The sequence below is a fragment of the Brevibacillus panacihumi genome, assembly GCF_003710985.1.
Lineage (GTDB): Bacteria > Bacillota > Bacilli > Brevibacillales > Brevibacillaceae > Brevibacillus > Brevibacillus panacihumi.
On record NZ_RHHT01000056.1, the window covers coordinates 67,713 to 78,285 of the forward strand.

Genomic DNA, 10,573 nt, shown 5'->3' on the forward strand with positions numbered 1-10,573 from the left:
CTCCATCGGCGTCAGATCGCACAACTGATGCATTCCTCCACCGTCAAATGCTTGGTTCGTGTATAGTAGAGCGATTTCAAGCCTTTTTTCGCCGCATAGATGTAGTAGCGTGCCAGTTCTCGCGTAGAAATATTGCTATTGACGTGCAGAATCGTCGAGATGCCCTGATCGACATGCTCCTGTATTTCTGCGATCAGGTCAATCACTTTGAACGGATCGATATGATAGGCAGACTTATAGGTAAAATAGTTCTCTGGCGACAGGTACGGCATCGGATAATACGTCGTGGAATTGGCGTACGTCCGCGTCTCGATATGATCGACAATCGGCATGACGCTCGATGTGGCGTTCTGGATGTAGGAGATGCTTTGAGTCGGTGCGATCGCCAATCTGTACGCATGGTACAAGCCGTGCTCCTTTACCTTTTGCTCCAGCTGTGACCAATCCTCCGCCGTCGGCAGGTAGATCCCTTCAAAAAGCTGTTTCCCTTTTTCCGTGCGCGGATGGTACGATTCCCTCCGATACTTGGCAAAGTAAGTGCCCTTCGCATATTCGGACTGCTCGAATCCCAGGAAGGCCATACCTGTCTCTTTCGCGATTTCCATGCTTTTTTCCAGCGAGTAGTAGTTCATCATCATGAAAAAGGTGCGGACAAAATCCTTTGCTTCCTCGCTTTCATAAGCAATTTTGTTTTTCGCCAGATAGCCGTTCAGATTCATGGCGCCAAGTCCCACCGAATGCAGCTCGCGGTTGGCCTTTTGCACCCCTGGCGCATTTTCCACCCGTGTCAGGTCGCTGACCGCCGTGATGGCCTCCATCCCCTCGCGTACCGATTCGCGAATTTTTTTGTGCTCCATGACATTGGCAATATTCAGGGAAGCCAGATTGCAGCTAATGTCCCGGCGGATGATATCTTCCTCGCCGTAGTTTGTGATCGTGGATGTCTCTTGCAGCTGGAAAATTTCCGTGCAGAGATTGGACATTTTGACGGAGCCGATATCCCGGAGCGCATGGTTGCGATTGGCATTGGTTTTGTTCATGATGTAGGGATAGCCTGATTCCAACTGGATCATGGCAATTTTGGTCAGCATGTCGCGGGCGCTCATGACCGTCTGCTTCTTCACGCGTTCATTGGCCAGCAGTTCCTCGTACATCTCGTCCAAATCCAGATCGTCCAGGTGGACGCCGTACTCCTTGTAGACCGAATAGGGAGCGAAAACGGTCAGAGGCTTGTTCTCCTCCGCGAGCTTGTAGAAGATATTCGGGACAATCAGGCCGATCGACAGCGTCTTGATCCGCGATTTTTCGTCGGCGTTGATTTTCTTGCTATCGAGGAATTCATTAACGTCCCAGCCGAAAATATTGTAGTACGCGGCACCCGAACCTTTGCGTTGTCCCATCTGGTCGGCATAGGAGAAAGCATCCTCCAGCAGCTTCAAGACCGGCATAATCCCTTTGGCGGCACCCTCGACGCCTTTGATCGGTTCGCCGCGTCCGCGCAGTTTGGACAGGTTGACTGCTACACCCCCGCCGATTTTGGAGAGCTGCATGCAGGTTCCCAGAATGTAGTTGATTGAGTTGAGCGAATCGTCCATCTCCAGCAAGAAGCAGGAAACCATCTCACCGCGGCGGCTTTTACCTGCATTTAAAAAAGTCGGCGTAGCAGGCTGCAATCGCTGTTCCATCATCGAGACTGTCAAGCGCTTCGCCAGGTCGGCATCCCCTCTGGCCAGCGACAAGGCGACGATCGCTACACGATCCGGGTAATGCTCCAGGTAGTACTTTTTATCATCTGTTTTCAAGGCATAATCCTTGTAGAATTTGGAAATTGCCATATACGAAGCAAAGCGGAAATTGAAGCCGTGCGCAATGGCGAAAACCTCTTCGACCTGCTCATCCGAATAGGAGCTGTACACATCCTCGTAAAAATTGTTTTCGATGAGGTAGGCCAGTCTTTCCCGGACGCTTCCGAAGTGCAGGGTGTTGGCCATCACCTCTTCCATGAATACCTCGACAGCCTCCAGGTCTTTCTCCAGCTGGAAAAAGCCGTCGCTGCCACGCTGCATGAGTTGGTTGTTCAGTTCAATATGCCGCAATGGAAGTCACCTCATTCTGAAAGGATTCGAGATCGCGTGTCGTTCCTGAAAGCTCGAATTTGGCCAGGACCGGAACACGATAACGCTGCGCGATCCAATCGGCGCTTTTGGCAAAGTTGGCCCCCCAGTTCCGATTGCCGCTGGCAGCCACGCCGCGAAGGTAGGCGTGATTTTCTGCTAGAAACGCTTCTACTTTTTCCGGCACCTGCCCAAATCCAGTCGTATACGTAATCAGCACAAAAGGCTCGTCCACCCTCATATCAGGCTGAATCTGCACACTTGGCAAACGGTCTTTCAGCTTGTCTACAAAACGTTGAACGTTGCCTGTTCTTGAATCATAGGCGATCATCATCGTTCCATCTTCCTTTCCAAATCTTTGTGAGGCATGAAAAAAGCGTATCCGACTTGTCGAAAGAGTCGAATACGCATAGTAATCCAAAGGACTGCCCCTGTACGGGCGACCGAGCGCTTCAAACACTTCCCTATCTCCCGTAGGTTGATCGTGTTCACGTCTAGGCAGGTCTCCTGGCTCACAGATCATCGTGCCGCTTTGCCTTCCCAATCCATTCAATCAGTGGCGTTGTTCAAGCGTCACTCTCTGTATACAGTGGCGGGACCGCGCCGGATTTGCACCGAGCTTCCCTATTAAGTCTGCCGAAATAATCGGCTAGACACCTATACGCATCAATATGTAGTTGGTAGAATTTACTTTACATCAATATATCGTGGTAGTCAAGAAAAAAACCGTCCGCAAGAAACGGACGGCTCTCTATTATTGCAACGAAATCACCTTTGTGATCTGCGGCAAATGTTCGATCTCCTGGACGACGGAGGAGGTAATTCCTTCATCCGTGACAGAGACGAGCAGGGCATTTTTTCCTTTCTGCTCCCGGGACACGTTCAGCTTGGAAATGTTGATCTCGTGATTGGCCAGGATTTGCGACACGTCGTAGATCACACCGGGATAGTCGATATGATGCACCAGCAGTCCATGAGCGCCAGGCGGTATCCGGCACGCACAGTAGTTGATCTCGCTTACATACACCTCTCGAAAATCTTGGGCAAACGTATACTTGTTGCCCCCAGCCTTGAACACCGCCAGATGATTCGCATACTCACCCGAACTGTGCTGGACGGGCAACTTGGCACCCAATCCCTCAAGCAGCAGGGCTGCGATCTCCTCCTTGTTCTCATGAGACAGGATGGAGATGGAGCCGGCAGTATAAGCTGGCTCGATCCGTGCGATCAGCTGCGCGAGTTTACGGAGTCCAGAAAGTTGGCTCATGTGCAATCACACTCTCCCATTTTGTTTTTGTCTATTCGGCAAAAATCCATTCTTCTTGCTCGGAGATGATCGAGGACTGATTTTTCGAGCGGTAAAAGGCCGTGTACGCTTTTCCATCCTTGGTGTATTCGATTTTAAAAATCGTGTTGCCCTTGCCGCTTTTTTCAAAAGGACTTTCATCCAACGGCACAGCCATGATGCCGCCTGATGCCACCGTTCCCCCTCTTTCCTCAATGGTCTTGTGGATCAGGGCAACCGCTTCATTCCCGCCAATCGCCATTCCGACGTAAGCAAGAACCCCGATCACAATAGACCCGATCAAAAAAGAGAGGATGATCACTTTTGATTTTTTCGTTGCCTCCATGAATAGCTCCCCCTACACGCTATTTCTATCTATCTAATAAGGTTACCTTGTCGATGGTGCCGCCTCCCAGGCATACCTCCTGGTCGTAGAAGACCACTGCCTGTCCCGGTGTCACTGCTTTTTGCGGCTGGTCAAAGACAACTTCCACACGGTCGTCGCCGAGCAGGTGCACAGTAACTTGCTGATCAGGCTGGCGGTAACGGAATTTGGCTGTGCAGGTGAAGGATTCCCGTGGTTTGTTGTCGCTCACCCAATTCACATCCGTCGCGATCAAACTGGTTGAAAACAGCCGCGGATGGTTCGCTCCTTCTCCTACGATCAGGACATTGCGCTCCAGATCCTTGTCGACGACAAACCATGGCTCGCCGGTGGTGCCATGTCCGCCGCCGATACCCAGCCCCTGGCGCTGCCCCAGCGTATAGTACATCAAGCCGTCATGTTCCCCGATCACGATCCCATCGACTGTCTCGATGGTCCCTTTTTTCGCCGGGAGATAGTTTTGCAGGAATTCACGGAAATTCCGTTCCCCGATAAAGCAGATGCCGGTGCTGTCCTTTTTCTTCGCGGTCGCCAGCCCTGCTTGTTGTGCGATCTCCCGCACTTGCGGCTTGGGCAAATGCCCGATCGGAAACATCGTCTTGGACAATTGCTCCTGGCCCAGAACGTTGAGAAAATAGGTCTGGTCCTTGTTGTTGTCGACGCCGCGCAACAGCTTGTACTCGCCATCGATGTACTTCACCTGGGCGTAATGTCCCGTCGCGATATAATCAGCTCCGAGATCCATCACTTTGGCCAGAAGCTCGCCAAATTTGATCTCGCGGTTGCACATGACATCTGGGTTGGGAGTGCGCCCGCGCTTATATTCATCCAAAAAGTACTGGAATACTTTATCCATGTACTCTTTTTCAAAATTCACCGTGTAATACGGAATATCAATTTGTTCACAGACGCGCCGGACATCCTGAAAGTCATCTTCCGCCGTGCAATGGCCGAATTCATCGGTGTCATCCCAGTTTTTCATAAAGATGCCGATGACGTCATATCCCTGCTGTTTGAGCAGGTAAGCCGTCACGGAGGAGTCGACTCCGCCAGACATGCCGACTACAACGCGTGTATCTTCTGGTCGTTTCATGGTCTTTCTCCTCTATTCTGGATTCGTTCCTTTAACAGATTACCATGTTTTGCGGAACAAATCATGTCTTGGAGTATATTTATTAGAAAACGATCTTATAAAAAGCGCCCGTCGCATGATTGCAACAGGCGCATCGAATCTGTTCGATTATTGAGAAGCCTCGTCCTGAATCTCGGCCCGAAAACCATCGATGCTTTCTTCACGGCGCTGGTTTTTCTCCTCAATATCCTGCTTTTCCTTCGCAGAGATCTCATCGCCGTGGGCGCGAAGATAGTCCTGTGATTCCCGAATGTTCTGCTCTGTGTCCTGAAGCATGTCCTGCAGTTTTTCCACGTTGTCCGAGCGATCGTCCGGTTTTGGCATGTCGTACACTCCTTCTTTTCGCATGTTATGGGCTATTCCTCTCCCATTTTGCGCCAAGACAGGTCCCTTTATGTATCGAGCATGCTATAATTGTCGGTGCCGGCACCCCTTACTTTAGACGAAAAGAAGGTTAGAACACAATGGCTTCCCTGGATTTGCTCGAGCGAAAACTGCTTCGCATCATCACAGATACAGAATCCGTGAAATTGAAAAGACAATGGATCAAGGGCAGCAAAAAGCCCGAATCAGAGGAAGAGCAAAGGCTCCGAATCGGCTACCTTCTGCGCAGGCTGGATCAATTGCCTCCGGCCAAGCGCCAGGAGGTACTTGACCTGCTAAATTTGTACCACTTTGAATAAAGCTCAAGCTCAGCGGATGGACTGGCCCAATCTCCAGCGATCCTGAACACGCTCCATCTTTCTCACATCGATGATCGCGTCTTGATTCAACCCGCCGTAGATATGCGGATACAGGAGCCCGTCTTTCGCCTGTTCATATTTGACAGGGGCTGTACAGGTTTGTTCGTCTACTACGAGAACCAGCAATTCGTCCGCAAAATCGGGATAGACGCGATTTGCCACCACTTCCAGCAGCTCGTCCCCTTTTGTCGCATGAATAAATCCTTCCTGTTCGTAATCACGCGGAAAATACTCCTTTTTTCCTTCCCATTGCTGCCAGTAAGCGCTTGGCACCAAGCAATAGATCGTATTCATTTTCGCCCCTCCATTTTCTACCAAGCCTTATTTTCGTGACAACCATCTATCAATGTGACGAATCGATTTTCCGTAGACCAGTTCCTCCATTCGTCCCTGGTCATAGCGCCACTGAATGAAATTCCGCAACGAATGCAGATCCACCCATGCGTCCTTGGACTGCGGGTTGCGATCCGGCACCTCGCCAGTAATCTCCCCGTCATAGACGAGCTTCGCCAGTTCTGTAGGGTGAATCCCGATCTGATAGGCGATCTGATGCAGAGCAATTTTCATAGGAACCCTCCGTTCCTCTTTCCGTTTCGCTTTCCAGTTTCAACTTTCGTTCTTATTTTGCCAGCATTTTTTGATCATGCCAAGTCCTTAGCTCTTCCAGCGCCACGTTGTTTACATAACAAATGTTATGGTGCGTTCGATCCGCCGCTTTGCTTATGTTACACTACTTGAAAAGGAGTGTGCCGCCATGAAAGCAGAAAAAGCTTTCTACTATACAGTCGACAAACGAAATGTAGATGAGTACAAAAACATGCTCGACCTGATGAAGATCCCTTACGAAGTCGAAGCCCCCATCGCTTTGCTGCAAGAAGGGGCCGACATGTATCGGATCGTGTTTCCCAATCTGCCTGCACGCCTCTACGGCATGGTGAGCAAGCTGTTTCAACGAGACGCAATCCCCTACGACCAAGCCTGAAGCTATCCCGCAGCCTTGGGCAGCTCTTCTTCGGCTTGTCCAGATGCTTGCTCTTTCTCCACAAGGCGCAGGAATTGTCCGAAGATGGCCGCAAGCGATTGCTGGAACAAGGTAGCCAGTACGACGGGCAAGGCGACGAGCGGCGGAAAATAGGCAATCGCCATAACAGTCCCTGCCCCGATATTGCGCATGCCGCTGTTAATGGTAAGCGTAACGATGACATCCCTGCGCCAGCCGAACAAACGTGCCGCGAGCCATCCAACCAGGTAGCTGAGAATAGACAGAGCAAGCACGAGTCCGGCCATGCCGATCAGCTTTGCATCTACTTTAGACAAATAAGGAGCCACCACCGAGCTGTTCATAGCTACAATCACGCCCATGCTCAGCTTGGTAAACGGAGCGAGACGGGGTGCCAGTGTTTGCTTTACCTTGCCTCCGGTGATTTGATGGAGCGCCATCCCGGCCAGAGAAGGAAGGACGACCATATACAGCATCCCTTTCATCATCGAACCGAGATCCATCTCTACATTGGCCCCGACAAACAGAGACAAGCCCAGTGGCACCAACAAGGGGGACAGCATCGTGTCAATCAGGATGATGGATAGCGTCAACGCCATATTCCCTGCGTAGATGGACGTCCATAACATGCTGGAGACTCCCGTCGGAATGACCGCAGCCAGGACAAATCCAGTTACAATATCTACTTCATCCGGAAAAAATAGGCTGGCGGCCCCCCATGCCAAAAAGGGCATCAGCGCATGCAGGATCACCAGGTTGACGATCATTGGCAAGGGACGTGTCAGCACGCGAGCAAAGTCGTGAAATCCAGCGCCCAAGCTTCCGGAAAATGTCATGAAGGCAAAGAACCACGCACTGAGGAAGGCATAGGGCTGCAAGGCTTTTTCCGCAAGAATCCCGATGACTACACTGCCAGGTGTCAAGATGGGCATGATTTTTTCTAAAAAATGATTCAATTTGACAAGCATTTCCGTCTTGCACCTCGATTGCGCTCTCTCCCCCTCCTACAAAAAAAGGCTTGGATAACGGGACAAAGTAGTTTAGATGTCAGGTATGTTACCATGAAGTTGCCAAAGCGGCAAGCTTTTCTCCATTCCGCTTCGCCTTTCTGCATACTTTTTTTAAACAGGTAAAGGCTATGATTGGAAAGGAGGCGCGAAGATGAACGGAATGGAATGGGCAGAGTTTATTCGCAGAACTGAAAACAAGATGTATCACTTGCATCGCGCAATAGATGGGATTTGCAACGAACCGGATTATCAGGAATCCGTAACGGCTCTTACGGAGGTTGTGAGGGATTACCAGACGCTAGTCGAAAAGGCCAAGGATGAGCTTCGGGCCATCGACATGCACCCCGAGCACCGCGAAGTATAAGGAAAAATCGAGGTCACCTGAGATGCATCAGGTGACCTCTAGCTTTGTCCTGCTCCCGCCTCCCCTGCTGAAAATCAGCGTTGCAAAAATCTTGCCCGCCCTTCATAGTAGGAATGGTAGGGAACTTTTGGAAATTTCGATTCTACAGTAGAAAATGGGGGATGAAGAATGGATTTTCAGCAACTGCGTCGATATTGCTTATCTAAGCCCGGTGCGATCGAAGACTTCCCTTTTGGGGATGACACACATGTGATCAAGGTTGGCGGCAAAATGTTTGCCTTGCTCACAGCAAAAGAGCAGATCCCGCATATCAGCTTGAAGGGCGAACCGGAATTTTCTGAATTGCTGCGTGCCCAATATGACGCAGTCAAGCCCGGCTACCATCTGAACAAACGACATTGGAACACCGTCGAAATGGATGGAACCCTCCCAGCGGAGGAAGTGAAGGGCTGGATCGATCTTTCCTATCAACTGGTTGTGAAAGGACTAAAAAAAGCCGTTCGGGATGAGTTATTCATGTAATGAATACTCACATTAGTTGGTAAAGAACAGCCCTTGCAACCCACGAATGGCAACAGGCTGGAGGAGATGTTTGTGAAAACAAGTATCCGAGTTGCAGGTTATCTGCTCTATACGGCGCTCCTGATATTCGGTTTATGGCTTCTCTTTTATTATGATGCTGTCCTACTGGAACATCGGAAAATGACATTTGAATATTGGCCCTATTTATGGTACAACACGCTATACCCGATCCTGATCGGCATTTTCCTTGCTCTTCCTTCGTTTGTCCGAACATTCCGAAGCTATGGTCCATGGAAATTTGACTGGATTCTGTTTGTCACTGTCGGCATCCCAACACTATTGGGCACTCTTTCTGTTTGCATACTCTTTTCACCGGTCGGACCGTATTTTTCGGTATTTTCTTTTTTTGTTACCGTTCAGAATCTGCAAATGGTCTGCGGGATCGCCTTTGGCTATTTTTTGCTGTACTGCTTTCAAAAAAGTCCGTAGCATTACTGGTTAAACAAATTGCTAGTTCTCATGATCAGCAGCTTTTTGCGCAGTCAGCAGTAAAGAAAGCGGCTTTCCTGTTTGAGGATGGATGGGTTCTTTGCAATGGACCAATCGGAGCCCGGCATGATGCAGATCGTTGAGCCAGGAGCTCATCGTACGAAAATACCAAGGCATCTCCGCTTGATAACCTTCTCCCATCCCTTGGAAGTTTTCTTTTCTCCACCCATCTTCGTACCGCTCTTTTTCCGTCACAGCGAACGGATGCAGCGTATGGATGATGAGAACTCCCTGCTTGGAAAGAAGCCCGGAAAGAGCCTGCAGCAAGGGCACGATGACTTCCGAAAGAATGGAGAAATTGCAGACGATCGCGTCGAATTGATCCCCTACTTGCTTGGGATTGTTACATAAATCTGTATAGTTGACGGTATAAAAAATGCCACCGCCGGACTCTTGGGCCTGTTTGATCAATTCGTTACTCCCATCGATGCCGACTACCTCCATGCCTTTTTCAGCCAGTGCACGGACTAACCACCCTTCCCCGCAACCGACGTCGAGGACTTTGACTGGCCGATGCCTTGCAACCTCCTGAATCACCGCCTGATCTGTCACCAGCTTCCGGCTTTCAATCTGTTTTTCTCGCACGGATTGTGTCCATGCCTCTGCATTGGTGATCCAACTCTGCTCCAATTGGCGTTCCAGATCCTTCATGCTTTTCCCTCCCCGATATGTATGATGAAAGTATACGTCATTCTCCATGGGAAGGATAGATTTCTTGACAATCGCTTTATACTTGCATAAGAGGAGGAAGTGTTCATGTCGCGTAAACTCATGAATCGCATCGGGACTGTTTTTATTCCCGTCAGCAATATTGAGAAAGCAAAGTCTTGGTACTGCAAGCTCTTGGATTTGCCAGAAACGGGTGAGATTTTACATGGGCATTTGTATGTTCTCCCGCTGGAAGGCGATACGGGTTTGGTGCTGGACAGCAAGATCTATGACCCGGAATCGCGGCGAAACACTCCCCTTTTTCATTTCAATTGCGACAATATCGAGCTAGTCTATCAATCCTTGCAGGAAAAAGGAGTAGAGGTTCTCACGGGCATTGAAAACGGTCACTGGTTCAACTTTACAGATCCGGATGGCAATGTACTGATGGTCTGCCGCTGCTAAATCCCATCTTTTTGGCATAAGAACAACTGGATGTTCACACTCTAATCAAAAAGGCGGTGTGCAGGATGCGTTCAAAACGACGGGATCAAGAGCAAGAGCCAACAGTTGTAACTGCTAAACTAAATTCAACAGTATCCGCCAAATAGAAATGAACACTTTTTTCTTTCACTTGGTAACCCAGTTAAGCTATGATTACTTGTTCAACATAGCTTGGCTGGGGGATGGGAAAGGTGGAAAAATTACTGTTGTATCTTCAGGTTCATCAATTAAAAGAGCAAGGATTTAAGGTGGCAGCCATCGCAAGGAAATTGGATCTGTCGAGGAACACGGTCTATAAATATCTAGATATGACTTTT

At 49.6% G+C, this 10,573-nt stretch carries 17 protein-coding genes and 1 riboswitch; of the genes, 7 read left to right on the forward strand and 10 right to left on the reverse strand.

Features of this window, described 5'->3' with window-relative positions; genetic code table 11:
• Nucleotides 1-11: 11 nt before the first annotated feature.
• The 6 genes from nrdE to tlp all read right to left on the reverse strand — a co-directional run bounded on the left by nrdE (nt 12) and on the right by tlp (nt 5,240).
• Nucleotides 12-2,096 (reverse strand): class 1b ribonucleoside-diphosphate reductase subunit alpha, encoded by a 2,085-nt coding sequence (gene nrdE / locus EDM58_RS21000; protein ID WP_122915057.1) that lies wholly within the window; start codon nt 2,094-2,096, stop codon nt 12-14.
• Nucleotides 2,083-2,448, reverse strand: a complete 366-nt coding sequence (gene nrdI / locus EDM58_RS21005) for a class Ib ribonucleoside-diphosphate reductase assembly flavoprotein NrdI (protein WP_122915079.1) — start codon at nt 2,446-2,448, stop codon at nt 2,083-2,085. Before nrdI ends, nrdE begins: the two co-directional genes overlap by 14 nt.
• A 146-nt stretch (nt 2,449-2,594) precedes the next feature.
• A riboswitch (cobalamin riboswitch) is annotated at nt 2,595-2,790 on the reverse strand.
• A 78-nt stretch (nt 2,791-2,868) separates the two neighbouring features.
• The gene (locus EDM58_RS21010) at nt 2,869-3,381 is read right to left on the reverse strand and encodes an ACT domain-containing protein (RefSeq protein WP_122915058.1); all 513 of its coding nucleotides are present in this window, start codon (nt 3,379-3,381) and stop codon (nt 2,869-2,871) included.
• Nucleotides 3,382-3,412: 31 nt separating this feature from the next.
• Entirely contained in the window at nt 3,413-3,745 is a 333-nt protein-coding gene (locus EDM58_RS21015; protein WP_122915059.1) for a hypothetical protein, read from the reverse strand.
• A 25-nt stretch (nt 3,746-3,770) separates the two neighbouring features.
• Nucleotides 3,771-4,877: a tRNA 2-thiouridine(34) synthase MnmA gene (gene mnmA, locus EDM58_RS21020; RefSeq protein WP_023556930.1), complete on the reverse strand. Its 1,107-nt coding sequence runs from the start codon at nt 4,875-4,877 to the stop codon at nt 3,771-3,773.
• A gap of 147 nt (nt 4,878-5,024) precedes the next feature.
• Nucleotides 5,025-5,240, reverse strand: coding sequence for a small acid-soluble spore protein Tlp (tlp, locus tag EDM58_RS21025; RefSeq protein ID WP_023556931.1), 216 nt, complete (start codon nt 5,238-5,240; stop codon nt 5,025-5,027).
• 140 nt (nt 5,241-5,380) lie between these two features.
• Here tlp and EDM58_RS21030 point away from each other — a divergent pair, with 140 nt between their 5' ends.
• Nucleotides 5,381-5,599, forward strand: a complete 219-nt coding sequence (locus tag EDM58_RS21030; protein WP_122915060.1) for a hypothetical protein — start codon at nt 5,381-5,383, stop codon at nt 5,597-5,599.
• 9 nt (nt 5,600-5,608) lie between these two features.
• Here the strand turns inward: EDM58_RS21030 and EDM58_RS21035 are convergent, their stop codons facing one another.
• Both EDM58_RS21035 and EDM58_RS21040 read right to left on the reverse strand, forming a co-directional pair.
• Nucleotides 5,609-5,953 (reverse strand): DUF952 domain-containing protein, encoded by a 345-nt coding sequence (locus EDM58_RS21035; RefSeq protein WP_122915061.1) that lies wholly within the window; start codon nt 5,951-5,953, stop codon nt 5,609-5,611.
• Nucleotides 5,954-5,980: 27 nt separating this feature from the next.
• Nucleotides 5,981-6,226 carry a hypothetical protein gene (locus tag EDM58_RS21040; protein ID WP_122915062.1) on the reverse strand — a complete coding sequence of 82 codons (246 nt, stop codon included), beginning with the start codon at nt 6,224-6,226 and terminating at the stop codon, nt 5,981-5,983.
• Between the two features lie 187 nt (nt 6,227-6,413).
• Here EDM58_RS21040 and EDM58_RS21045 point away from each other — a divergent pair, with 187 nt between their 5' ends.
• Nucleotides 6,414-6,641, forward strand: coding sequence for a hypothetical protein (locus tag EDM58_RS21045; protein ID WP_122915063.1), 228 nt, complete (start codon nt 6,414-6,416; stop codon nt 6,639-6,641).
• Between the two features lie 2 nt (nt 6,642-6,643).
• On the opposite strand, the gene EDM58_RS21050 is transcribed toward EDM58_RS21045, so the two are convergent.
• Nucleotides 6,644-7,627, reverse strand: a complete 984-nt coding sequence (locus EDM58_RS21050) for a bile acid:sodium symporter family protein (protein ID WP_122915064.1) — start codon at nt 7,625-7,627, stop codon at nt 6,644-6,646.
• Between the two features lie 193 nt (nt 7,628-7,820).
• On the opposite strand from EDM58_RS21050, the gene EDM58_RS21055 reads away from it, so the two are divergent.
• The 3 genes from EDM58_RS21055 to EDM58_RS21065 all read left to right on the forward strand — a co-directional run bounded on the left by EDM58_RS21055 (nt 7,821) and on the right by EDM58_RS21065 (nt 9,044).
• Entirely contained in the window at nt 7,821-8,033 is a 213-nt protein-coding gene (locus EDM58_RS21055; protein ID WP_122915065.1) for a hypothetical protein, read from the forward strand.
• Nucleotides 8,034-8,201: 168 nt separating this feature from the next.
• Nucleotides 8,202-8,555, forward strand: a complete 354-nt coding sequence (locus tag EDM58_RS21060) for an MmcQ/YjbR family DNA-binding protein (protein WP_122915066.1) — start codon at nt 8,202-8,204, stop codon at nt 8,553-8,555.
• Between the two features lie 72 nt (nt 8,556-8,627).
• A complete protein-coding gene (locus tag EDM58_RS21065; protein WP_122915067.1) occupies nt 8,628-9,044 on the forward strand; it encodes a hypothetical protein in 417 nt (138 codons plus the stop codon).
• Nucleotides 9,045-9,065: 21 nt separating this feature from the next.
• Here the strand turns inward: EDM58_RS21065 and EDM58_RS21070 are convergent, their stop codons facing one another.
• Nucleotides 9,066-9,755, reverse strand: a complete 690-nt coding sequence (locus EDM58_RS21070) for a class I SAM-dependent methyltransferase (protein WP_122915068.1) — start codon at nt 9,753-9,755, stop codon at nt 9,066-9,068.
• 105 nt (nt 9,756-9,860) lie between these two features.
• Here EDM58_RS21070 and EDM58_RS21075 point away from each other — a divergent pair, with 105 nt between their 5' ends.
• Both EDM58_RS21075 and EDM58_RS21080 read left to right on the forward strand, forming a co-directional pair.
• Nucleotides 9,861-10,217, forward strand: coding sequence for a VOC family protein (locus tag EDM58_RS21075; protein ID WP_122915069.1), 357 nt, complete (start codon nt 9,861-9,863; stop codon nt 10,215-10,217).
• Nucleotides 10,218-10,459: 242 nt separating this feature from the next.
• A partial coding sequence (locus EDM58_RS21080) for a helix-turn-helix domain-containing protein (RefSeq protein WP_246000928.1) occupies nt 10,460-10,573 on the forward strand: 114 nt, incomplete at its 3' end.